Source organism: Bacillus inaquosorum, from assembly GCF_023238325.1.
GTDB lineage: Bacteria > Bacillota > Bacilli > Bacillales > Bacillaceae > Bacillus > Bacillus inaquosorum.
Genome location: NZ_CP096592.1, coordinates 362,449 through 386,926 on the forward strand (window position 1 = coordinate 362,449; position 24,478 = coordinate 386,926).

Sequence of the window (24,478 nt, forward strand, 5' to 3'; positions counted from 1 at the left end):
ATCGTAACAATTACGTTTTGTAGAGAGGAGATTCTCCCATGTATAAATGGCTGATCATTGGCGGCGGCATCCAAGGCACTACCTTGGCTGTGCATCTGGTGAAAAGCGGAAAGGCATCGATTAAGGATCTTGCTGTCATTGATCCCCATGAACGGCCTCTTGAATGCTGGAAACGAAACACTGGCCGCATTCAGATGAAATACTTGCGTTCTCCATCGGTTCATCACGTGGACACAGAGCCGTTCAGTCTGCAAATGTATGCGGATAAAAGCCAATGGCCGGAAGTGTTCTTTGGAAGGTATAAGAGGCCCTCGCTGTCGCTCTTCAATCAGCACTGCGAGACTGTGCTGGATGAGATACATATTGAGCAAGCATGGAAAACAGGCACAGTGACAGATTTGAGAAGGACAAACGGGTTGTGGGAAGCGGAGACAGATGCCGCCGGAACAATTACGGGTGAACGAGTGGTTTTAGCCATGAGTTTTTCTCATCAGCCTTCATGGCCGGAGTGGGCAAAACCATTTCAGAATGACGGCATTTATCATGTGTTTGATAGAGATGTGGACGATGTAAGGAATGAAAGTGTGCAAATGGCAGTTGTAGGCGGGGGGATAACGGCGGCTCATTACGCCATAAAACTCGCAGATGACGGCCATGATGTCACGATGCTAGTGAGGCATCCGTTCCGAATCTATGACTTTGACAGTGATCCGGGCTGGCTTGGTCCGAAATATATGAAAGCATTCAGTAAAACGTCAGACTATCAAAAGAGAAGGCAATGGATCACAAGCGCGAGACATCGCGGCTCTTTTCCAAAGGACATTTCAAGAACGCTTGCTGTCTATAGGGAAGAGGGCAGAGTAAAAGTTATTCAGGATGACATTGATTCTTGCCAAAAAACAGTTGATGGCAAGATACAGATACACGGTAAGAACAGCGAATCGCCATACGAATATGAGCGTATCGCACTGGCAACAGGTTTTACCTCGGACATCAGCCGGTTCGAGTGGGTGCAGAGAGCGGCGCAAGCCGAGCAACTGCCTTATGCAGGCTGCGGTTTTCCGATTGTCGGCCAGGATTTGCAATGGGGAAAAGGATTATACGTAATGGGAGCCTTTGCTGAATTAGAAATCGGGCCGACAGCGAGAAATATTTCCGGAGCGCGAAAAGCTGCTTACACCATTGCACATACGGCGAAGCATACATTTTAAATCGTAATCATTCTATTTTATAAGGAGGACATTACCATGAAAAAAATTCCGGTTACCGTACTGAGCGGTTATCTTGGAGCGGGAAAAACAACATTGCTGAACAGCATTTTGCAAAATCGTGAAGGCTTAAAAATAGCAGTCATCGTCAACGATATGAGCGAGGTGAACATTGACGCGGGCTTGGTGAAGCAGGAAGGAGGCCTTTCAAGAACAGATGAAAAGCTTGTGGAAATGTCAAACGGCTGTATTTGCTGTACGCTTCGTGAAGATTTATTAATTGAAGTCGAGAAGCTGGCAAAAGAAGGGCGGTTTGATTATATCGTAATCGAATCAACGGGAATCAGTGAACCGATTCCGGTGGCCCAGACTTTTTCTTATATCGATGAAGAGATGGGAATCGACCTTACAAAATTCTGTCAGCTGGATACGATGGTGACAGTCGTTGATGCCAACCGTTTTTGGCATGATTATCAGTCAGGCGATAGCCTTCTGGACCGCAAAGAAGCACTGGGGGAAGGGGATGAAAGAGAAATTGCCGACCTCTTGATCGATCAAATCGAGTTTTGCGATGTTCTGATCTTAAATAAATGTGATTTGGTCAGCGAGCAAGAGCTCGAACAGCTTGAAAAAGTGCTTCGCACACTGCAGCCAAGGGCCAAATTCATTCGTTCTGTTAAAGGAAATGTAAAACCCCAAGAGATTTTACATACAGGGTTATTTAACTTCGAGGAAGCGAGCGGATCTGCCGGCTGGATTCAAGAGCTGACGGCAGGACATGCGGAACACACCCCGGAAACAGAAGAATACGGCATCTCATCATTTGTGTATAAGAGACGTTTGCCGTTTCATTCCACGCGGTTTTATCGCTGGATGGATCAAATGCCAAAGAACGTGGTTCGCGCAAAAGGAATCGTCTGGTGCGCATCTCATAATAACCTCGCTTTACTAATGTCGCAAGCCGGGCCGTCGGTTACGATTGAGCCTGTATCCTATTGGGTGGCGGCACTGCCAAAGCTTGAGCAGGAGCAAGTCAAACAGCAGGAACCGGAAATTTTGGAGGACTGGGATCCAGAATTCGGCGACCGCCTGACACAGCTGGTGTTTATCGGAACAGACTTGGATGAAGAAGCAATCACGAAAGAGCTTGATCAATGCCTGCTGACTGAGTATGAATTTGATTCCGACTGGTCGCTTTTTGAGGACCCGTTTAAATGGAATCTGAATCAATAGAAAAAAAGCCGTCTCCTGCGGAGCGGCTTTTTTTAATGAAACGTTTGTTTAAACATAGTGAGCGTATTTTTTCTCAAGGATATTCTGAAAAGCCGCGGCAATTGAGCAAATGGCCCAATAAATGAGAGCGGTCAGAATATACATGGTCATGTAATCAAACTCTCTGCCGCCGATGATTTTCGCATGCTGGAGCAATTCCGGCACTGTAATCATCGCTGCGAGAGAGGACGCTTTGATTAAGTCGAGCAATACATTGGCAAGCGGAGGCAGCGCAATACGGATCGACTGCGGCAAAATGATGCCTCTCATCGTCTGCCAATAGGAAAGGCCGAGCGAGGATGCGGCTTCCCACTGTCCTTTTTCAACGGATGAAATGGCTGAACGGTTAATTTCCGCAATGTAGGCGGCGCTATTAAGGCTAAAACCGATTAAAGCGGCCGTGACGGCGGAAAATTCAATGCCGATGTAAGGAAATCCGAAATAAAGGATAAACAAGATCACCAAAATCGGAACGCCCCGCATAAATGAGATATAGAGCTTCGCCGGCCATCTTAACAAGGCAAGCTGAGACATTCTGGCGAGTGATATGAACAGGCCGATCACCGTTCCCGCAAACATGCTCACAAAAGAGATGAGCAGCGTATACCCAATGCCTCTTATGACATAAGGAAACGATTCAATTGCCAGCTTCGTGTTAAAAATATATTCCCACTGAATGCTATTAATCATGGCGTCCGATTACAAATCAACGTCCTGAACGTCGACATCCAGTTTCTTTGATACATCTGCTTTATTGAAGAATTGTTTCGACAGCTTAGTCAAAGTGCCATCCTTGCTCATTTCTTTCAATGTTTCGTTCATCTTTTTCTGAAGTGCTGCATTGCTTTTTTTCATGACAAGCGCCTGTTTGTTCGGCATGTACTTGATGTCAGGGTGGATCGTAATGTTGAGATCCGGGAATGCTGCGAGCGCAAGTGTCTGCAGGTAATAGTCGTTTAAAATGACATCAGTGCGTCCGTTGGCGACATCTTTTAAATACTGCTCGTTGGTCGCATTATCATAAATCACTTCTTTGGCGCCGTATTTTCTCGCAACATCCATGTAAACTGTCGTTGCCGCGCCAGCTGCTTTCTTCCCTTTTAAATCCTTTAGCGTTTTAATCCCTGATAAATCGTCTTTTCGGACAATTGCTGTGCCGTATGAATATTTATATGGAGTGGAAAACGCGAACTTCTTCTCGCGGTCCTTTGTCACATCGATGTCATTTGCGGCTGCGTCAACCTGTCCGCTGTTCACCGCTGTCAGCATCCCGTCAATGCCCATCTCCTTGAACTCAACCTTCAGCCCCAGGCGTTTTGTCGCTTCACGAACGACTTCAACCTCGTAGCCTGTCAGCTTATCGGAACCAGAATCGGTATCGTGGTAAGAAGTAGGATAAAGCGTGCCGGATGTAGCGACAACGATTTTCCCTTTGTCTTTGATCTGTTCCCAGCCTGTATCCTTGGAACCGGCTTCATTTTTGCCGGAACAGGCTGCCAATATAAGAAAGAAAGCCATTGTAAAACTGAATATAACGGCTTTGGATTGCATGAATGATTTCACCTTTGTTTCCCCCAATCTGTTAATCAACTAAAAAGATAGCATTGAACATAAGGGGTTGCAATATGTTGATGACGTTTTCAAAAAGTTCGAATTGTGTGTACAAAAGCGTGTGAGCGTTTAAAAGCGGCTATGAAGGGAAGGAGTGATAAAAAAGGAGTTGTCTAAGGATGAAAGCACTGACACATCAAGGGAAAGAGCATGTGAAAGTGAAGGAAGTAGCAGGCCCCGAAATTAGCCAATACTGTATGAAATGGTGAAGAAGCATGTAGTTGATCTTCTGCATAATTTAAGTCTTGCTGATGTCCATAAGGCATATGATATATTCAATAAGAAAAAAATGGAAACCATCAAAGCTATATTGAAAACATAATGGGGGAGTCAAATGAATATTTACAAACCAGCCGGATTCTGGATCAGACTGGGAGCTTCATTGCTGGATTACATTATTGTCTCGGTGCCTCTTTTGCTGATCTATTGGCTGATTACAGGAAAAGACCCGAATGACAGCATGTTCATCAGTTTGATTGTTCTGCTGTACTCTATTTTGCTGCCGGTGTTTTGGAACGGCTACCTTATCGGAAAAAGAATCTGCGGAATCAGAATCGTAAAAAAAGACGGATCACAGGTCAGCCTGTTAACGATGTTTTTGCGGGTTATTGTTGCCAGCCTGGTTTACGGCATCACCTTCGGACTCGGCTTGATCGCCAGCCTGATTCTCATCGGCGTGCGAGAAGACAAACGGACACTGCATGATTTAATCGCGGGAACGTATGTCACTTACGCGTCACCGGGTGAAGAAGAACTTGATAATGACGAACAGATCAGAAAGAGCGAATAATGGTTCGCTCTTTTTATTTTGTATGCATAAAAAATGAAATGCAGCAAAACATATGAAAAATAGGATTGGAGGAATAAATTGGATGAAACGAATGAAAATCAATATCATCACAATGTTCATAGCCGCGGCTGTCATTTCTCTGACCGGCACAGCTGAAGCCGCTGAAAAACAGCAGCAGCCTCCCGCTAATGTTTCACTGACAGATCAGCAAAAGAAAGAAATTGAACAGCTGGAAGCAGACATACTAAAAAAGCGTAAAGACGTAATCTCAAAATATGTGCAATACGGCGTCCTGCCTAAAGAAAGAGGAGAACACATCAAAAATCACATGGACAAACACTTTGAAATGATGAAACAAAACGGCTTTGTTCCAAAGCCCCATCCTCATGCGCATAAATTTGAAAAAAGGCATTAAGACGGTAAGCATCCAATGGAAATTGGGTGCTTTTTTATTGTGAAAAAGTTGTAATTTAGAAAATAACATCGTTCAAACCGTTTATATCGTATAATAAGATATAAAGGAGTGATATGATGGAAATGGATTTCATAGCTAAACTAAATCAGCAGTGGACAGATATTTATTATTTATTACATTACAAACATAAAGATAATATTTCTCACCAGGCAATACGGCTCATGCAGCATATTGAAAAGCAAGGCGAAGCAACAATAGGGGCTTTGGCTGAATACTTGTCTGTCTCTCACAATACAGCGTCAGAGCATACTAAACGTTTAATTCAAAAGGGATTTGTAGCTAAACGGCGAAGTCAGCAGGATGAACGAAAGGTTTTAGTTTTCTTGACACAAAAAGGAAGATCTGTTCTTGAACAGCATACACAGCTAGATAAAGAGAAGTTAAAAGATATAATTGAACGAATGAGCACATCAGAAAAGGAATTACTTGAAAAGGCATTTGAACTTTTAAGTAAGGAAGCTAAACAATGGTAGTTTTAAGCAAAGTAATCATCTCTGCGTTGATTATCGGTTTTGTTACTGAAATAGCAAAAAGACATCCGACCTACGGGGGAATCATCGCTGCTTTGCCCCTAGTCAGTTTATTAAGCCTTTTTTGGATGCAATTACAGGGTGAAAAAACAGCACAATTAAGTCAATTTGCATCTGGTGTGCTTACAGGAATCCCTGCTACAGTTTGTTTACTCGCTATTTTGGCGTTTTTGCTGAAAGTTCATGTACCGTTCTGGTTAGCATTCTGCGTTGGAATACTAGGATGGGCTGTATTTTTATGGATGCAAAAGATTTTTCTCAATATATTATGTAACTGAGTGATAGAAAGGAGATGCTATGTTTTTAAAAAAGGTTACCCTTCTTCGAGATAAGATTTCGGACTTTGACAAATTTCCATTTTCTATTCCGGCTATCAGTCAATTAAATGAAATTTTATTTACTAGCCCAGTGACTTTTTTTGTAGGAGAAAATGGATCTGGCAAGTCTACTTTGCTTGAAGCGATAGCAGATAAGTGTGAATTCAATACAGCGGGCGGAAGCCGGAATAATGTCTATGAATTACAGGAGTCAGACTCTCATTTAGGAGATTACATACGTTTATCTTGGCTCCCAAAGGTAACAAATGGCTTCTTCTTAAGAGCTGAATCGTTTTATCATCTTTCTCTTCATCTGGATGAGAAGGAATTAGATGCTGCGCAGCCATACCGTTCTTATGGAGGGAGGCCGCTGCACAAGCAATCACATGGAGAGTCCTTTATGTCTCTATTCTGTCATCACTTTAAAGAAAAAGCGATTTATCTTTTAGATGAGCCAGAAGCAGCACTTTCTCCAGCCAGGCAGCTGGCTTTTTTGAGAGTTATATATGATTTGGTGAAGGGTGGAAATGTACAGATGATCATTGCGACTCACTCTCCAATTCTGTTGGGCTATCCCAATGCTAATATTTTAAGCTTTGATGGTGGAAGAATACATCATACAGAATATGAGGATACAGAACATGTTCAATTAACACGATATTTTCTTGGACAAAGAGAAAAAATATTGGCTGAGCTGTTCCGCGACTAATATCGAGTTGATCTGAAACGCGTTTCATAACCTATGATAGGTTTATCAATAGTTCAGGAGTGATAAACACTATGATCCACCAGCATCCAGAATCTTTTCCGAAACATTTTTTGTGGGGCTCTGCTTCGGCAGCGTACCAGATTGAAGGCGCTTGGAACGAAGATGGCAAAGGCCCTTCTGTATGGGACGTGTTTACGAAAATACCGGGCAAAACGTTCAAAGGAACTAATGGCGATATTGCGGTTGACCATTATCACCGTTATAAAGAAGATGTCGCTTTAATGGCTGAAATGGGCTTAAAAGCGTATCGATTTTCCGTCAGCTGGCCGCGGATTTTTCCAAAAGGACAAGGGGAGGTCAATGAAGCAGGCCTTGCGTTTTACGATAACCTGATTGATGAATTGCTTTCTCATAACATCGAGCCTGTTCTGACTTTATATCACTGGGATTTGCCTCAGGCGCTTATGGACGAGTATGGCGGCTTTGAATCAAGAAATATCATCGAGGATTTTAATAATTACTGTATTACTCTTTATAAACGTTTTGGAGACAGAGTAAAATATTGGGTTACGTTAAACGAACAAAACTACAATTTTAATCACGGATTTATTACAGCCATGCATCCGCCTGGAGTGAAAGACAGAAAACGATTTTACGAAGCAAACCATATAGCGTTCCTGGCTAATGCGAAGGCCATTGAATCTTTTAGGGAATATGTGCCTGAAGGCAAAATAGGTCCAAGCTTTGCTTATTCTCCGGCATACCCTTTATCTAGCCATCCAGAAGACATACTGGCTTTTGAAAATGCTGAAGAGTTTATGAACAATTGGTGGCTTGACATGTATTGCTGGGGAACCTACCCGCAAATTCCTTTCCGCTATTTAGAAAAACAGGGCTGGGCGCCGACAATCGAAGCGGGAGATATGGAGCTGCTTGCCAAAGGGAAGCCTGATTTTGTAGGTGTCAATTATTATCAGACCATCACCTACGAACGAAATCCGCTTGATGGTGTGTCAGAAGGAAAAATGAATACAACAGGACAAAAGGGGACCAACCAGGAAACAGGGATACCCGGAGTATTTAAAACGAAAAAAAATCCGCATCTGACAACGAGCAACTGGGATTGGACAATTGACCCAATTGGATTGCGTATCGGCCTTCGACGAATTACAAGCCGCTATCAGCTTCCAGTGTTTATCACAGAAAACGGTTTGGGTGAGTTTGATAAGGTTGAAGACGGCACTGTACAGGATGATTATCGAATTGAATATTTGCGTTCGCATCTTGAGCAATGCAGACAAGCCATCAGCGACGGTGTCGATTTGATAGGCTATTGCAGCTGGTCGTTTACTGATCTGTTAAGCTGGCTGAATGGCTACCAAAAAAGATACGGATTTGTATATGTCAATCGCGATGAAGAAAATACACATGATTTAAAACGTTTGAAGAAAAAAAGCTTTTATTGGTATCAGGATGTAATCAAGACGAATGGAGAAAGTTTATAAAGAGTCCCTGAGAGTCACTCTCTCAGGGCTTTTTCATTACACAGAAACAGCATCAATAATATAAGTGTCGGCGTGCAGATCTGACTTCTCAGCCGGCACAGTCCAGCATGTCAATTGATAGTCCCCTTTAGGAAGATCAAAGGACAGCCTTTTAGACATAATGCTTTCAATCTCAATTCCGTTTTCTGTGACATGAAAAGGAACAGTCACTTTTTTTTCGTAGGAGTTTACAGTTTCTGAACTGTTAAGGCGCAAAAGAATAAATGCCTTTGTATTTCTCTGAGCCTCAAAGGAAATTGCTCCGTCCGCCGCAGCATATCCTTTTTCAATCGCTTCGTCAGTCCAATCCATGACAGGAGGTGCGGAATCCTTTTGAAATACAGTAAATTGATGATATGAAATCGACAGTTCTTGCGGCTTCCATGACTTGATCAATGTGCTGTTCCTCCTCTTTTAACTGTTTACTGAATCGTGAATAAAACCTTTGTGCCGTCAGGGTAATCGGTAAGCTGATGCCCGACCCAAGAACCTGCACCGCGGTTGTCAGCGGGAGAAATATATTCTACAGAAGCTCCCTCACCGCCTTCTTTGCACATGGCCATTGGCCATTCATCTCTGTCATACCCCGTTTTAGGCGGTACGTCTTTTAATGATTGCTCACGGCGTTCCTCAGCTCCGTCCCTGTCGATGGTACACACATCTGAGTGCCCCTCATTTATCGCATCCTTTATATGTTTTGCCGTTTCGGGATAACGGTCAGAAGGGAAGGCGATTGTTTCGTCATATTGTTTCGTTTGAGACGTTTTTTGATCAGCTGAGAAAAAGTCTCCCTTTATCAGGCTGACAGCTGCAGCTGCTATGACGACGATGACGAGAAGTATCGTTTTTATGATGTCCATCGTGATGTTCACCTCCCGCAATTAGCAACTTTAAAAACTGATCCAAGAGTAATCCAGAAAGCGTTTGGTGTAAAGGTTAAAATTTTATTTTTTACACTCAGTTTATTGCAGAAATCGTAATTTTAGCTGGTCGAAATATTTGTTTTCAGTAAAATACCGTTGCCAATTTACAATAATGATAGTAAGTCATCGGCCGTTTTCAGGTTGATCAATCATTTTAAATTGGCTTATGATACCGGTAAGCTCCTCAGCTAATTGAGATAGCGTTTCAGAAGCTGCAGTAATCTCTTCCATCGCAGCAAATTGCTCTTCTGTTAATGCAGCGGCCTGCCGGGTATTTTCTGTAGATTCTTTAATGTCAGCCGTATTGGCTGCGAAGGAATCGTTTATTTGATGCGCACTGGCTGAAATGTTTGATACAGATGCTGATAAATCACTGATCTCGGCACTGATTTCACCTGTTGCGGCTGCAATTTCCTTAAATGCATCTTTTGTGCGCTGGATCATGGTAACACCTTCGGCAGCCTCTGTTTTTACATGCTCAACTGACCTTGCAGATTGGTTCATATCTTTTTGTATCTCTGTAATTAATGTTGAAATTTGTCCTGCAGACTGTTGAGACTCTTCCGCTAATTTACGTACTTCATCGGCAACAACAGCAAAGCCTTTGCCATGTTCACCGGCTCTGGCAGCTTCAATCGCTGCATTCAGTGCAAGCAGGTTTGTCTGATCTGCAATTTGGGTGATGACGGATAAAATTTGTTCAATTTGTTTAGAGCGGCCGTCCAGCTGCTGTATGATCTCTCCGCTTTTCTGAATCGAATGGTGTATCGCATCCATTTGTGCCTGTACATCTGCAATTTCCTTTTGCCCGATGTCGGCTTTTGATTGCGCAAGCTGTCCTTTGTCAGCAATAGCAGCAGTATTTGAAGAAATATCTCGTATGTCTGCTGAAGCTTGTTTCAGCGAGCTTTCACTGTTTTCGATTCGGGTGATCTGATGCTGGGCTCCATTTGCAATGTGCTGTACAGCTTCTGTGATCTTTTCTGAAGCTTGATTTGTTTCCTCTGCTCCGGCTGAGAGCTGCTGGGAGGCTGACGCAAGCTGAAGGGCTGATTGCTGCACGGTTTGAATGGTATTGTTCAGTTTCATTCTCATCTTATTGTAATAGACGCTGAGTTCTGATAGCTCGTCACCGGATTTGTCTGATACCTCTATTGTCATATCTCCGTTTCCAGCACTTTCAAAGGCACATTTTAAAGCGTTGAGCCGCTTATTGATTCTTCTGGTGAAAAGCAGGACAAGGATGACTGATACAATAATGACGATAGCAAGAACGATAGCGAATTGAGTGAAGAGTGACTTGGTAAGCGATGCTAAAATGCTTTGGTTGGCTCCGGTATACAGCATGCCGATGATGTCCCCGTTTTGATCTTTTAAAGGCATGTATGCCGTCTGATAAGAGGAGCCTGCTACGTCTGCTTGTCCGTAGAATGATTTTCCGCTCTTTAAAACAGCGTCAGTAACTTCAGAAGAAGCCTGAGTGCCGACAGCTCTTTCTCCGTTCTTCATGACATTGGTTGCAACACGAGTATCTCCTTGGAAAATGGTAACCGTATCACCTGTTTTTTCACCAAGCAGATCAACAATATCTTCATTTCCGTTGATTTGGATCTTGCCTTTATACAGCTTATTGTTTTTTACCTGCCAGTCCCCTGAAATGACATCATCAATATAAGCGCTGCTTAAAGCGAGATCGCCTTTCGCTTTTTCAGTCGCCATTTGTTTCATGCTTTCTGTAATTTCCTTAAGCATTACAGTACCGACTGATACCGAAAACAAAAGAATAATCACGAAAACCATGCAGAGAATTTTTGTTCCTAGCTTAAGCTTTAGTTGTTTTATCAACATAATTCCTCCTTTTTGTGATTTGTAGGTCATATTACTTATCGGGTTTTTGGGTTTAAAGCTTTATTTAGAAAATAATAAAACCGGCCTGATCTACAGGCCGGTTGTGTGACGCTATTCAAGGTTTGCGTGGTGGGTGAACATGGTTTCAGAATCGAGTCCTTTTTTCTCCATGAGTTTTAAAATCACTGCATCATAGAATAGCAGCAATGTTTGCTCAAATAAGGAACCCATTGGCTGAATGGTTTTATAGCTTCCGTTTGACCGGTCTTTAGGGGACCCGGGCATTTTGACGATGAGATCCGCTTGTTTTCCGATGCTTGATTCCGGATTGATGGTTAAAGCGGCAACGATCCCGTGTAAGCTTTTTGCTTTTGCTGCTGTATGGATTAAGCTCTTTGTCTCGCCGGATCCTGAGCCGATAATGACGAGATCTCCCTCGCGGAGCGGCGGAGTGAGAATCTCACCGGCAATATGAGCGTTGAAGCCCATGTGGATCAATCTCATCGCGAAGGATTTTGCCATCAGGCCAGACCGCCCCGCCCCTGCAGTGAAAATTTGATGGGACGAAAGAATGTGATCGGCGAGCTGATCAGCTTCTTCATTAGAAATATAAGCCGCTGAACGGTGTAACTCGTTTAGAATTTCCGTTACGAATTCAGTCGTTTTCATATGATTTATCCTTGGGCAATAAGCTGTTTCATTTTTGAAGCTGTTTCCGCTTTATCGGCTGCGCTTGTAATTCCGCCCCCAACAATGACAAGGTCAGGATTTTGTTTGATCACTTCTGGCAGTGTATCAAGTTTGATCCCGCCCGCAATTGCGGTTTTTGCGTTTTTAACGGTATTTTTGATTGTCGTTAATTCTTCGAAAGAGTTTTTGCCCTCTGCTTGAAGATCATATCCAGTGTGGACGCAGATGTAGTCAACACCGAGTGCGTCAATTTCTTTCGCACGGGATTCAATATCTTTCACGTTAATCATGTCTACTAAGATTTTCTTCTTCTGTTTTTTGGCTTCTTCTACTGCGCCTTTAATCGTTGCATCGTCTGTAGCCCCTAAAACGGTGATAATGTCAGCGCCTGCTTCAGATGCTTTCATGATTTCATATCCGCCGGCATCCATGATTTTCAGGTCTGCTAAAACCTTCAATTGCGGAAATGCTTCTTTTATTTCTTTAACGGCTCTAAGGCCCTCATTAATGACAACCGGTGTTCCGATTTCAACCACGTCGATGTATTGTTCCACTTCTTTGACAAGCTCGATGGCTTCCGGGATGTTGACGAGGTCTAATGCCAGCTGTAATTCCATTGTTGATCCACTCCCTTTTTCGAATTATTTTTCATTCTATAGGTTCACTCTTTTGCTGAGAAGTAGGCACTTTGAAGTCAACTAGTTACTTGGAGGATACTGTGAGTAGAGGCAATCAGATTTCTTTCGCTTGGTTTTAGGAGTGAGTATAATAAAAAGGAGTCTGCAAAAAAGTAAGTAAGTGATGATACGTATCTAACATACAAAAAATATACTAAGGGGGGATTTCTTTTGAGCCGGATGGACGACAAAAGGTTTAATTGTGAGAAGGAATTAACGCTTGCGGTGATCGGCGGTAAATGGAAAATGCTCATTTTGTGGCATTTAGGAAAAGAAGGCACGAAACGGTTCAATGAATTAAAAGCTTTGATTCCTGATATTACGCAGAAGATCCTCGTGAATCAGCTGAGAGAGCTTGAGCAGGATATGATTGTTCACAGGGAAGTGTATCCAGTTGTCCCGCCGAAGGTTGAATACTCCTTGACCCCGCAAGGAGAAAGCCTGATGCCTATTCTTGATGCCATGTATGAGTGGGGGAAAGGCTATATGGAGCTGATTGACATCGATAAAAATGTCATAAAGGAATCATTGTAGGCGCTCTTGAATAAGGGTGTCTTTTTTTTGCCTGTTTTTCGGTTTTTGCGCGGTAAACATATGGGATGTAAAGATTGTAAATGGCTTTCAACAATAAATGGGATGAAGCGGAAAGGATCATTTTAAAAATTTTTATTTTTCTGTAAATAATGTTTAGTGGAAATTATTGCGGCATCCCGCAAAAATATCCCAGTAAATAAACTGGAATCTTTCGGTATCCCGCATGAAACTTTTCACCCATTTTTCGGTGATAAAAACATTTTTTTCATTTAAAGTGAACGGTAGTAAGGTAAAAAAATATTGAAAACAATGAATAATTAGCCAAAATTGTATCGTGTTTGGATGAGAGATCTTGCGGTCTTTATTTGCTTGTGTTAAACCCCGCAATGATGATTGATGGCAGTTGTTTTGACAGCGGCAATCTGTTTTTTTGTTTGGATGCACTGTTTTTTAAACGTAGTACTTTGGGCTTTTTCGGCTGTTAGTTCATAAGGATTAAAAGCTTATATGGATAAGAAAGGGAAAATATGCTGCACATGTTCACTGGTTATTGAAGATTAGGGGAGGTATGACAATATGGAAATAACTTTTTACCCTTTAACGGATGCACAAAAACGAATTTGGTATACAGAAAAATTTTATCCTGACACGAGTATTTCAAATCTTGCGGGGATTGGTAAGCTGGTTTCAACTGAAAAGATTGATTGGAAGCTTGTGGAGCAGGCGATTCAAGCGTTTATCCGCAGAAATGACGCCATGCGACTTCGTTTGAGTCTCAATGAAAACGGAGAGCCCGTTCAATATATTAGCGAGTATCGGCCTGTTGATATAAAACATACTGACACCACTGGAGATCCGAATGCGATAGAGTCTATTTCACAATGGGGCCGGGAGGAAACGAAAAAACCTCTGCCGCTGTACGATTGTGACTTGTTCCGTTTTTCCTTGTTCACCATAAAGGAAAATGAAGTATGGTTTTACGCAAATGTTCATCACGTGATTTCTGATGGAATATCCATGAATATTCTCGGAAATGCGATTATGCACATTTATTTAGAATTAGCCGGCGGCTCAGAAACAAAAGAGGGCATTTCGCATTCATTTATCGATCATGTTTTATCTGAACAGGACTATGCTCAATCAAAACGGTTTGAAAAGGACAAGGCGTTTTGGAACAAGCAATTCGAAACGGTGCCTGAACTTGTTTCCCTGAAACGGAATGTCTCTGCAGGAGGAAGTTTAGAGGCTGAGCGGTTTTCTAAAGATGTGCCTGAAACGCTTCATCAGCAGCTTCTATCGTTTTGTGAGGCAAACAAGGTCAGCGTTCTTTCGGTGTTTCAATCGGTGCTCGCCGCCTATTTGTACAGAATCAGCGGCCAGAATGATGTCGTGACGGGAACCTTTATGGGCAACCGGACAAATGCGAAAGAGAAGCAGATGCTTGGCATGTTTGTATCAACGGTTCCGCTGCGGACGAACATTGACGGCGGGCAGGCGTTCTTAGATTTTGTCAAAGACCGGATGAAGGATCTCATGAAAACACTTCGTCACCAAAAGTACCCATATAATCTCCTGATCAACGATTTGCGTGAAACAAAGAGCTCTCTGACCAAGCTGTTTACGGTTTCTCTTGAATATCAGGTGATGCAGTGGCAGAAAGAAGAGAATCTGGCCTTTTTGACTGAGCCGATTTTCAGCGGCAGCGGATTAAATGATGTATCAATTCATGTAAAGGATCGATGGGATACTGGGAAACTCACCATTGATTTTGATTACCGCACTGATTTATTTTCACGTGAAGAAATCAAAATTGTTTGTGAACGCATGATTACGATGCTGGAGAACGCATTATTGCATCCAGATCATACCATTGATGAATTAACGCTGATTTCTGCAGCGGAGAAAGAGAAGCTGCTTGTGAGGGCCGGCGGTGAATCTGTCAGCTATCGTAAGGATATGACGATTCCAGAGCTGTTCCAAGAACAGGCTGAGCAGCTTTCTGATCATCCAGCGGTTGTATTTGAAGATCGCACATTGTCCTATCGAACGTTACATGAGCAATCTGCACGCATCGCCAATGTGCTGAAACAGAAAGGCGTTGGCCCTGACAGACCTGTTGCGGTTCTGCTTGAACGCTCTGAACGGATGATTACGTCTATCATGGGGATTTTAAAAGCCGGCGGAGCCTATGTGCCGATTGATCCCGCTTTTCCTGCGGAGCGCATTCAATATATTTTGGAGGACTGCGGGGCGGACTTCATCCTGACTGAATCGCAGATTGAAGCTCCTGCGGCCGATGCTGAATTGATTGATTTTGATCAGGCGATTGCGGAAGGTGCTGGCGAAAGCCTGAATGCAGATGTAAACGCACGGAACCTTGCCTACATTATTTACACATCAGGAACAACCGGACGTCCGAAAGGCGTTATGATCGAGCATCGCCAGGTTCATCATTTGGTTGAATCTTTGCAGCAGACGATTTACCAAAGCGGCAGCCAAACACTGCGGATGGCATTGCTTGCGCCATTCCACTTCGATGCGTCAGTGAAGCAGATTTTCGCGTCGCTTCTTTTGGGACAAACCCTTTATATTGTACCGAAGAAAACAGTGACGAACGGATCTGCCCTAGCTGCGTATTATCGCAGGCACTGCATTGAGGCAACGGACGGAACACCGGCCCATCTGCAAATGCTGATAGCAGCTGGCGATTTTGAAGGCTTAAAGCTGAAGCACCTGCTGATTGGAGGAGAGGGTTTATCGTCTGTCGTTGCGGACAAGCTGCTGAAGCTGTTTAAAGAAGCCGGCATAGCGCCGCGTTTGACCAATGTGTACGGGCCGACCGAAACGTGTGTGGACGCATCTGTTCATCCGGTTATCCCGGAGAATGCTGTTCAATCAGCGTATGTGCCGATCGGGAAAGCGCTGGGGAACAACCGCTTATATATTTTGGATCAAAAAGGCCGGCTGCAGCCGGAAGGCGTGGCGGGCGAGCTTTATATCGCTGGCGATGGTGTTGGCCGAGGTTATTTACATCTGCCTGAATTGACGGCTGAGAAGTTTTTACAAGATCCATTCGTACCAGGCGATCGGATGTACCGGACCGGAGACGTGGTGCGTTGGCTTCCAGATGGAACAATCGAATATTTAGGAAGAGAGGATGACCAGGTCAAAGTCCGCGGATACCGGATTGAGCTCGGGGAAATTGAAGCCGTTATTCAGCAGGCGTCTGACGTTGCAAAAGCCGTTGTTTTGGCACGTCCTGACGAACAGGGAAATCTCGAGGTCAGTGCATATGTTGTGCAGAAGCCTGGAAGCGAATTTGCTCCAGTCAGCCTGCGGGCACACGCGGCCAGACAGCTTCCTGACTACATGGTGCCGGCTTACTTTACGGAAATCACAGAAATTCCGCTCACGCCAAGCGGCAAAGTCGACCGCCGCAAGCTGTTTGCACTAGAGGTGAAGGCGGTCAGCGGAACGGCCTATACGGCGCCGCGAAATGAGACGGAAAAAGCAATCGCAGCCATTTGGCAGGATGTGCTCAATGTTGAAAAAGCGGGGATCTTTGACAATTTCTTTGAAACGGGCGGGCATTCATTGAAGGCAATGACGCTTTTAACAAGGATTCATAAGGAAACAGGCGCTGAGATTCCGCTTCAATATTTGTTTGAACATCCGACAATTGCCGCTCTTGCAGAGGAAGCTGATCACAGAGAAAGCCGGGCATTTGCAGCAATTGAACCTGCTGAAAAACAGGAGCATTACCCGCTTTCATTAGCACAGCAGCGAACATATATCGTCAGCCAGTTTGAGGATGCGGGAGTCGGATACAACATGCCGGCGGCAGCGATTTTGGAAGGACCTTTAGAGATTCAAAAGCTGGAGCGGGCATTTCAAGGGTTAATCCGCCGCCACGAGTCTCTGAGAACGTCATTTATTCTTGAAAACAACACGCCTAGACAGAACATTCATGACAGTGTCGATTTCAAAGTCGAGTTGATGGAAAGAGGCGGCCGCTCCGATGAGGAAATTATGACTTCATTCGTCCGGAAATTTGATTTGGCGAAAGCGCCGCTGTTCAGAATCGGCTTGATGAAGTTAGAAGAGAACCGTCATATGCTGCTGTTTGACATGCACCATTTGATTTCTGACGGTGTGTCCATCGGCATTATTTTGGAGGAGTTAGCACGGTTATATAAAGGCGAACAGCTTCCTGAGCTTCGTCTTCAGTATAAGGATTACGCCGTGTGGCAAAGCGGACAGGCTGCTGAAGGGTACCAGAAGGACCGGACGTATTGGAAGGAAGCCTTTGCGGGCGAGCTTCCGGTGCTTCAGCTTCTGTCCGATTACCCGAGACCGCCTGTTCAAAGCTTTGAAGGAGACCGGGTGTCAATCAAGCTGGACGAGGGATTGAAGAATCGCTTAAATCGTTTGGCTGAACAAAACGACGCCACGCTTTATATGGTGATGCTGTCCGCTTACTATACGCTTTTGTCAAAGTATACAGGACAGGATGACATTATTGTCGGCACGCCGTCAGCGGGCAGAAACCACTCCGATACAGAGGGCATTGTTGGGATGTTCGTCAATACGCTCGCGATTCGCAGCGAAGTGAAGCAGGATGAGACGTTTACCGATTTGATCACGCGTGTCCGCAAACAGGTGCTGGATGCTTTTTCTCATCAGGATTATCCGTTTGAGTGGCTTGTTGAAGATTTGAACATTCCACGTGATGTAAGCAGACATCCGCTGTTTGACACGATGTTCAGTCTTCAAAATGCGACAGAGGGCATTCCGGCTGTCGGCGATCTGTCCTTGTCTGTTCATGAGACTAACTTCAAGATTGCAAAATTTGATTTGACGATGCAGGCAAGAGAAACCGATGAGGGCATTGAGCTTGATTTGGACTACAGCACGAAGCTGTTTAAACAAAGCACGGCAGACAGGCTGCTTACGCATTTTGCGCGTTTGCTTGAAGATGCTGCTGCTGAGCCTGAGAAACAGATTTCTGAGTACAAACTTCTTTCCGAAGAGGAGACTGCTTCGCAAATTCAGCAGTTCAACCCGGAAAGAACACCTTATCCGAAAGACAAGACAATTGTTCAGCTGTTTGAAGAGCAAGCGGCGAAAACGCCAGACCAGCCGGCACTTCAATATGAAGGCGAATCACTTACCTATCGTGAGCTGAATGAACGGGCCAATCGGTTAGCGCGCGGCATTCTTTCTCTTGGGGCAGGCGAAGGCAGAACAGCGGCTGTCTTATGCGAGCGGTCAATGGACATGATTGTGTCGATCCTCGCGGTATTAAAGACAGGTTCGGCTTATGTTCCGATTGATCCGGAGCACCCGATTCAGCGGATGCAGCATTTCTTCCGCGACAGCGGAGCGAAGGTGCTTCTAACTCAGAAAAAATTAAAGGCTTTAGCAGAAGAAGCGGAATTTAGCGGCGTTATCGTGCTTGCAGATGAGGAAGAAAGCTATCATGCCGATGTGCAAAATCTTGCACTGCCTCTTGATTCTGCGGCGATGGCCAACCTGACGTATACTTCCGGAACGACAGGAACACCGAAGGGAAATATCGTGACACATGCTAATATTCTGCGCACGGTGAAGGAAACGAATTATCTCAGCATTACAGAACAGGATACGATTCTTGGACTTTCCAATTACGTATTTGACGCGTTTATGTTTGATATGTTCGGTTCTTTGTTAAACGGTGCCAAGCTTGTGCTGATACCGAAAGAAACAGTTTTGGATATGGCTCGCCTGTCTCGCGTTATTGAGCGGGAGAACATCAGCATTCTTATGATTACAACAGCTTTGTTCCACCTGCTTGTGGACTTGAATCCGGCGTGCTTGTCAACGCTGCGCAAGATTATGTTTGGCGGGGAGCGGGCTTCAGTTGAGCATGTAAGAAAAGCTTTGCAAATTGTCGGAAAAGGCAAGCTCCTTCACATGTACGGGCCGTCTGAAAGTACGGTTTTCGCGACGTATCATCCGGTTGATGAATTGGAGGAGCACACGCTGTCTGTTCCGATTGGAAAACCGGTCAGCAATACGGAAGTATACATTCTTGACCGGGCGGGACACGTGCAGCCTGCCGGGATCGCCGGGGAGCTATGCGTCAGCGGCGAAGGGCTCGTGAAAGGCTATTACAACCGTCCTGAACTGACTGAGGAGAAATTCGTTCCGCATCCGTTTGCATCCGGCGAACGCATGTATAAAACGGGTGACCTTGCCAGATGGCTGCCGAATGGCGATATCGAATTTATCGGGCGGATCGACCACCAGGTGAAAATCCGCGGACAGCGCATCGAGCTTGGAGAAATCGAACATCAGATGCAAACCCACGACCGCGTGCAAGAGAGTGTTGTGCTTGCAGTTGACCAAGGCGCGGGAGACAAACTGCTCTGCGCGTACTTTGTCGGAGAGGGAGAAATCTCATCTCATGAGCTGAGAGAGCATGCGGCGAAGGATCTGCCGGCTTATATGGTTCCTGCGGTGTTTATCCAGATGGACGAGCTGCCGCTGACCGGGAACGGAAAAATCGACCGGAGAGCGCTGCCGCTTCCTGATGCCAACGTCTCAAGAGGTGTTTCATATGTTGCGCCTCGCAATGAAACGGAACAAAAAGTCGCAGACATTTGGGCGCATGTGCTTCAGGCTGAACAAGTCGGCGTTTATGACCAATTCTTTGACATCGGCGGACATTCATTAGCAGGCATGAAGATGCTTGCCTTGGTTCATCAGGAACTGGGCGTTGAGCTGTCACTCAAAGATCTCTTCCAGTCACCGACGGTTGAGGGCTTGGCACAGGTGATTGACTCTGCTGAAAAAGGGACAGTCATCAGCATCAGCCCTGCAAAGAAACAAGATACGTATCCTGTTTCTTCACCGCAAAAACGGATGTACGTGCTCCAGCAGCTTGAAGGAGCGGAAACGAGCTATAACATGCCGGCGGTTCTGCGCCTTACAGGTGAGCTTGATGTTGAAAGGCTTAACAGCGTGATGAAGCAGTTAATGCAGCGTCATGAAGCCTTTAGAACCACGTTTGAAATAAAAGATGGAGAAACGGTGCAGCGAATCTGGGAAGAAGCTGAATGTGAGATGGCATATTTCGAAGCCGCAGAGGAAGAGACAGAGCGGATCGTTTCTGAGTTTATCAAGCCTTTCAAAATCGATCGGCTTCCGCTGTTCAGAATGGGGCTGATCAAGCATTCAGACACTGAGCATGTGCTGCTGTTCGATATGCATCATATTATTTCTGATGGGGCGTCTGTCGGCGTGCTGATTGAGGAGCTTTCAAAGCTGTACGACGGTGAAACCCTTGAGCCGCTCCGCATTCAATATAAGGATTATGCCGTGTGGCAGCAGCAGTTCATTCAATCTGAGCTTTACAAGAAGCAAGAGGAGCATTGGCTGAAGGAGCTGGACGGAGAGCTGCCGGTGCTGACGCTACCGACTGACTATAGCAGGCCTGCCGTTCAAACATTTGAAGGGGACCGTATTGCATTTTCATTAGAAGCAGGCAAAGCTGAAGCTCTGCGCAGACTAGCAAAAGAAACGGATTCCACACTGTACATGGTGCTTCTGGCTTCATACAGTGCGTTTTTATCAAAATTGAGCGGGCAAGACGATATCATCGTCGGTTCACCGGTAGCCGGACGATCCCAAGCTGACGTCAGCCGCGTCATCGGAATGTTCGTCAATACGTTGGCGCTGCGCACGTATCCGAAAGGTGAAAAGGCGTTTGCTGACTATCTTAGCGAAGTGAAAGAAACGGCACTCAGCGCTTTTGATGCGCAGGATTACCCGCTTGAGGACTTGATCGGGAACGTACAGGTTCAGCGTGACACGAGCAGAAATCCGTTATTCGATGCAGTGTTTTCAATGCAAAATGCGAACATCAAGGATCTAACGATGAAAGGGATTCAGCTGGAGCCGCATCCGTTTGAACGGAAAACGGCCAAGTTTGACATTACACTGTCCGCTGACGAAACCGATGGAGGGCTTACGTTCGTACTCGAATACAATACAGCGCTGTTTAAGCCGGAAACGATTGAACGATGGAAGCAATACTGGATGCAGCTTCTAGATGCTGTCACAGGCAATCCGAACCAGCTGCTTGCCAGCCTGTCAATCGTCACGGAAACAGAAAAACAAACGCTTCTCGATGCATGGAAGGGCAAAACGCTCCCTGTGCCGACAGACAAAACCGTTCATCAGCTATTCGAAGAGACCGCTCAGCGCCACAAAGACCGCCCGGCTGTCACATTCAACGGACAATCATGGACGTACGGGGAGCTGAATGCGAAGGCAAACCGTCTTGCGCGGATTCTGATCGACTGCGGCATCAGCGCGGATGAGCGCGTCGGCGTTCTCACGAAGCCGTCGCTGGAAATGTCCGCTGCGGTGCTCGGCGTCTTAAAGGCGGGGGCGGCGTTTGTGCCGATTGATCCTGACTATCCGGATCAGCGGATTGACTATATTTTACAAGACAGCGGAGCGAAGCTTCTCTTGAAACAGGAAGGCATTTCAGTTCCGGATAGCTTCTCAGGAGACGTCATTCTTCTCGACGGGGATCGCACGATTCTAAGCCTGCCGCTAGATGAAAACGATGAGGAAAATCCAGAGGCGGATACAAACGCGGAGAACCTCGCGTACATGATTTACACGTCTGGAACGACCGGACAGCCGAAAGGTGTCATGGTCGAGCACCATGCGCTTGTGAACCTGTGCTTCTGGCACCATGACGCGTTCAGCATGACAGAGGAGGACCGCAGTGCAAAATACGCGGGCTTTGGATTCGATGCCTCCATTTGGGAGATGTTCCCTACCTGGACAATCGGCGCCGAGCTTCACGTCATCGATGAAGCGATCCGCCTTGATATCGTCCGCTTGAACGACTATTTCGAAACGCACGGCGTAACGATCACGTTCCTGCCGACACAGCTGGCGGAACAGTTCATGGAGCTTGAGAACACATCACTCCGTGTCCTCTTGACTGGAGGAGACAAGCTGAAGCGTGCGGTCAAACAGCCGTACACGCTCGTCAACAACTACGGGCCGACAGAAAATACGGTCGTTGCCACGAGCACAGAAATCAATCCGGAGGAAGGCTCGCTTTCCATCGGGCAGGCGATCGCCAATACGAGAGTGTACATTCTCGGCGAGGGCAATCAGGTGCAGCCGGAAGGCGTAGCCGGAGAGCTTTGCGTGGCGGGACGCGGCCTGGCGCGCGGCTATCTGAATCGAGAAGACGAAACCGTGAAGCGGTTTGTCGCTGATCCGTTTGTGCCAGGTGAACGCATGTACCGCACCGGCGATTTGGTGAAATGGGTGAACGGCGGCATCGAGTACATCGGCCGGATCGACCAGCAGGTCAAGGTCCGCGGCTATCGGATCGAGCTCTCAGAAATCGAAGTCCAGCTCGCCCAGCTTTCTGAGGTACAGGATGCGGCGGTGACAGCTGTCAAAGATAAAGGCGGCAATACAGCGATCGCGGCGTATGTGACACCGGAAACAGCTGACATAGAAGCATTAAAGTCTTCGCTTAAAGAAACCCTGCCGGACTACATGATCCCGGCGTTCTGGGTGACGCTGAACGAGCTTCCAGTTACGGCAAACGGAAAGGTTGACCGCAAAGCGTTGCCGGAGCCGGACATCGAAGCGGGAAGCGGAGAATACAAAGCGCCGACAACGGATATGGAAGAGCTGCTTGCAGGCATCTGGCAGGATGTGCTCGGCATTTCGGAGATCGGTGTCAGTGACAATTTCTTCTCGCTCGGCGGAGATTCCATCAAAGGAATCCAAATGGCGAGCCGCTTGAACCAGCACGGCTGGAAGCTGGAAATGAAAGATCTCTTCCAGCACCCGACGATCGAAGAGCTCACCCAATACGTGGAACGTGCCGAAGGCAAACAGGCGGACCAAGGGCCTGTGGAGGGCGAAGTCATTCTGACGCCGATTCAGCGCTGGTTCTTTGAAAAGAACTTCACGAACAAGCACCACTGGAACCAATCGGTGATGCTTCATGCCAAGAAGGGCTTTGATCCTGAACGGGTGGAGAAAACGTTGCAGGCGCTGGTTGAGCACCATGATGCACTCCGTATGGTCTACCGTGAGGAGCTGAAAGACGTCGTTCAATACAACAGAGGACTTGATGCTGCTTCAGCTCAATTAGAGATCATTCAGATTGAGGGTCAAGCGAAAGATCATGAAGACCGCATAGAGAGAGAAGCGGAACGGCTGCAAAGCAGCATCGACTTGCAGGAAGGCAGCTTGTTAAAAGCAGGCTTGTTCCAAGCAGAAGATGGAGACCACTTGCTCCTTGCCATTCACCATTTAGTGGTTGACGGCGTGTCGTGGCGGATTTTACTGGAGGATTTCGCCGCGGTTTATACACAGCTTGAGCAAGGCAATGAACCGGTTCTCCCGCAGAAAACACATTCATTTGCGGAGTATGCGAAGAGATTGCAAGACTTTGCGAACTCCAAGGCCTTTTTGAAAGAAAAAGAGTATTGGAGACAGCTTGAAGAACAGACTGTCGCGGCAAAGCTTCCGAAAGATCGCGAATCTGGTGATCAGCGAATGAAACATACAAAGACAATCGAATTTTCGCTGACTGCTGAAGAGACAGAGCAGCTTACCACAAAGGTGCATGAGGCATATCACACAGAAATGAATGATATTTTGCTGACGGCATTCGGGTTGGCGATGAAGGAGTGGACAGGTCAGGATCAAGTAAGTGTTCATTTAGAGGGGCATGGGCGTGAAGAAATCATAGAAGACCTGACCATTTCCCGCACAGTCGGCTGGTTTACGAGTATGTACCCGATGGTGCTCGATATGAAGCATGCGGATGATCTGGGCTACCAGCTGAAGCAAATGAAAGAAGATATCAGACATGTGCCGAATAAGGGAGTCGGATACGGCATTCTGCGCTATCTGACGGCGCCGGAACATAAAGAAGATGTGGCGTTCTCGATTCAGCCGGATGTCAGCTTCAACTATTTAGGACAGTTCGATGAAATGTCGGATGCAGGCTTGTTCACGAGATCAGAGCTGCCGTCAGGACAGTCGTTAAGCCCGGAAACAGAAAAACCGAACGCGCTCGATGTTGTCGGATACATCGAAAACGGAAAACTGACGATGACACTGGCCTATCATTCTCTTGAATTTCATGAAAAAACGATAAAGACATTCAGCGACAGCTTTAAAGCCCATCTTCTCAGAGTCATTGAACATTGCCTATCTCAAGATGGAACGGAACTGACGCCGAGTGACCTTGGCGATGATGATTTGACGCTGGATGAGCTGGATAAATTAATGGAAATTTTCTAATAGAGGTGGC

Annotated in this window: 17 protein-coding genes; 10 read left to right on the forward strand and 7 right to left on the reverse strand. The window is 45.8% G+C overall.

Annotated elements, in window-relative coordinates:
• The first annotated feature begins 38 nt into the window (after positions 1 to 38).
• Positions 39 to 1,211 carry an NAD(P)-binding domain-containing protein gene (locus M1M80_RS01915; protein ID WP_003241144.1) on the forward strand — a complete coding sequence of 391 codons (1,173 nt, stop codon included), beginning with the start codon at positions 39 to 41 and terminating at the stop codon, positions 1,209 to 1,211.
• A 36-nt stretch (positions 1,212 to 1,247) separates the two neighbouring features.
• Positions 1,248 to 2,441, forward strand: coding sequence for a zinc metallochaperone ZinU (gene zinU / locus M1M80_RS01920; RefSeq protein WP_060397893.1), 1,194 nt, complete (start codon positions 1,248 to 1,250; stop codon positions 2,439 to 2,441).
• A gap of 48 nt (positions 2,442 to 2,489) precedes the next feature.
• Here zinU and M1M80_RS01925 read toward each other — a convergent pair whose 3' ends face one another.
• Positions 2,490 to 3,170, reverse strand: coding sequence for an amino acid ABC transporter permease (locus M1M80_RS01925; protein ID WP_019257432.1), 681 nt, complete (start codon positions 3,168 to 3,170; stop codon positions 2,490 to 2,492).
• 9 nt (positions 3,171 to 3,179) lie between these two features.
• Complete coding sequence (locus tag M1M80_RS01930; protein ID WP_080030895.1) at positions 3,180 to 4,043, reverse strand: transporter substrate-binding domain-containing protein; 864 nt, start codon at positions 4,041 to 4,043, stop codon at positions 3,180 to 3,182.
• A 382-nt stretch (positions 4,044 to 4,425) separates the two neighbouring features.
• Here M1M80_RS01930 and M1M80_RS01940 point away from each other — a divergent pair, with 382 nt between their 5' ends.
• From M1M80_RS01940 to bglC, 6 genes are all read left to right on the forward strand, one after another.
• Positions 4,426 to 4,881 carry an RDD family protein gene (locus M1M80_RS01940; RefSeq protein ID WP_060397894.1) on the forward strand — a complete coding sequence of 152 codons (456 nt, stop codon included), beginning with the start codon at positions 4,426 to 4,428 and terminating at the stop codon, positions 4,879 to 4,881.
• 82 nt (positions 4,882 to 4,963) lie between these two features.
• Positions 4,964 to 5,296 carry a YckD family protein gene (locus M1M80_RS01945; protein ID WP_060397895.1) on the forward strand — a complete coding sequence of 111 codons (333 nt, stop codon included), beginning with the start codon at positions 4,964 to 4,966 and terminating at the stop codon, positions 5,294 to 5,296.
• Positions 5,297 to 5,412: 116 nt separating this feature from the next.
• Positions 5,413 to 5,829, forward strand: a complete 417-nt coding sequence (locus M1M80_RS01950) for a MarR family winged helix-turn-helix transcriptional regulator (protein ID WP_104010211.1) — start codon at positions 5,413 to 5,415, stop codon at positions 5,827 to 5,829.
• The gene (locus tag M1M80_RS01955; RefSeq protein WP_060397897.1) at positions 5,823 to 6,164 is read left to right on the forward strand and encodes a DUF3147 family protein; all 342 of its coding nucleotides are present in this window, start codon (positions 5,823 to 5,825) and stop codon (positions 6,162 to 6,164) included. Before M1M80_RS01950 ends, M1M80_RS01955 begins: the two co-directional genes overlap by 7 nt.
• 19 nt (positions 6,165 to 6,183) lie before the next feature.
• Complete coding sequence (locus M1M80_RS01960) at positions 6,184 to 6,912, forward strand: AAA family ATPase (protein ID WP_060397898.1); 729 nt, start codon at positions 6,184 to 6,186, stop codon at positions 6,910 to 6,912.
• A gap of 71 nt (positions 6,913 to 6,983) precedes the next feature.
• Positions 6,984 to 8,417, forward strand: a complete 1,434-nt coding sequence (bglC, locus tag M1M80_RS01965) for a 6-phospho-beta-glucosidase (RefSeq protein WP_060397899.1) — start codon at positions 6,984 to 6,986, stop codon at positions 8,415 to 8,417.
• Positions 8,418 to 8,453: 36 nt separating this feature from the next.
• Here bglC and nin read toward each other — a convergent pair whose 3' ends face one another.
• From nin to hxlA, 5 genes are all read right to left on the reverse strand, one after another.
• Positions 8,454 to 8,852: a DNA-entry nuclease inhibitor gene (gene nin, locus M1M80_RS01970; RefSeq protein WP_003241129.1), complete on the reverse strand. Its 399-nt coding sequence runs from the start codon at positions 8,850 to 8,852 to the stop codon at positions 8,454 to 8,456.
• 26 nt (positions 8,853 to 8,878) lie between these two features.
• Positions 8,879 to 9,328 (reverse strand): DNA-entry nuclease, encoded by a 450-nt coding sequence (nucA, locus tag M1M80_RS01975; RefSeq protein WP_133488530.1) that lies wholly within the window; start codon positions 9,326 to 9,328, stop codon positions 8,879 to 8,881.
• A gap of 174 nt (positions 9,329 to 9,502) precedes the next feature.
• Entirely contained in the window at positions 9,503 to 11,227 is a 1,725-nt protein-coding gene (gene tlpC, locus M1M80_RS01980; RefSeq protein WP_060397901.1) for a methyl-accepting chemotaxis protein TlpC, read from the reverse strand.
• Positions 11,228 to 11,338: 111 nt separating this feature from the next.
• A complete protein-coding gene (gene hxlB, locus M1M80_RS01985) occupies positions 11,339 to 11,896 on the reverse strand; it encodes a 6-phospho-3-hexuloisomerase (RefSeq protein WP_003241122.1) in 558 nt (185 codons plus the stop codon).
• Between the two features lie 5 nt (positions 11,897 to 11,901).
• On the reverse strand, positions 11,902 to 12,534 hold the full coding sequence (hxlA, locus tag M1M80_RS01990; RefSeq protein WP_060397902.1) for a 3-hexulose-6-phosphate synthase: 633 nt from the start codon (positions 12,532 to 12,534) through the stop codon (positions 11,902 to 11,904).
• A gap of 231 nt (positions 12,535 to 12,765) precedes the next feature.
• Between hxlA and hxlR the strand changes: the two genes are divergently transcribed.
• Positions 12,766 to 13,128: a transcriptional activator HxlR gene (gene hxlR, locus M1M80_RS01995; protein ID WP_003241118.1), complete on the forward strand. Its 363-nt coding sequence runs from the start codon at positions 12,766 to 12,768 to the stop codon at positions 13,126 to 13,128.
• 576 nt (positions 13,129 to 13,704) lie between these two features.
• Positions 13,705 to 24,468 (forward strand): surfactin non-ribosomal peptide synthetase SrfAA, encoded by a 10,764-nt coding sequence (gene srfAA, locus M1M80_RS02000; protein WP_178938635.1) that lies wholly within the window; start codon positions 13,705 to 13,707, stop codon positions 24,466 to 24,468.
• Positions 24,469 to 24,478 lie beyond the last annotated feature (10 nt).

Bases quoted from the DNA above. Each gene is read 5' to 3' on its own strand.
- M1M80_RS01915 (WP_003241144.1), top strand. From the start codon at position 39: ATGTATAAATGGCTGATCATTGGCGGCGGCATCCAAGGCACTACCTTG.
- zinU (WP_060397893.1), top strand. From the start codon at position 1,248: ATGAAAAAAATTCCGGTTACCGTACTGAGCGGTTATCTTGGAGCGGGA.
- M1M80_RS01925 (WP_019257432.1), bottom strand. From the start codon at position 3,170: ATGATTAATAGCATTCAGTGGGAATATATTTTTAACACGAAGCTGGCA.
- M1M80_RS01940 (WP_060397894.1), top strand. From the start codon at position 4,426: ATGAATATTTACAAACCAGCCGGATTCTGGATCAGACTGGGAGCTTCA.
- M1M80_RS01945 (WP_060397895.1), top strand. From the start codon at position 4,964: ATGAAACGAATGAAAATCAATATCATCACAATGTTCATAGCCGCGGCT.
- M1M80_RS01950 (WP_104010211.1), top strand. From the start codon at position 5,413: ATGGAAATGGATTTCATAGCTAAACTAAATCAGCAGTGGACAGATATT.
- M1M80_RS01955 (WP_060397897.1), top strand. From the start codon at position 5,823: ATGGTAGTTTTAAGCAAAGTAATCATCTCTGCGTTGATTATCGGTTTT.
- M1M80_RS01960 (WP_060397898.1), top strand. From the start codon at position 6,184: ATGTTTTTAAAAAAGGTTACCCTTCTTCGAGATAAGATTTCGGACTTT.
- bglC (WP_060397899.1), top strand. From the start codon at position 6,984: ATGATCCACCAGCATCCAGAATCTTTTCCGAAACATTTTTTGTGGGGC.
- tlpC (WP_060397901.1), bottom strand. From the start codon at position 11,227: ATGTTGATAAAACAACTAAAGCTTAAGCTAGGAACAAAAATTCTCTGC.
- hxlB (WP_003241122.1), bottom strand. From the start codon at position 11,896: ATGAAAACGACTGAATTCGTAACGGAAATTCTAAACGAGTTACACCGT.
- hxlA (WP_060397902.1), bottom strand. From the start codon at position 12,534: ATGGAATTACAGCTGGCATTAGACCTCGTCAACATCCCGGAAGCCATC.
- srfAA (WP_178938635.1), top strand. From the start codon at position 13,705: ATGGAAATAACTTTTTACCCTTTAACGGATGCACAAAAACGAATTTGG.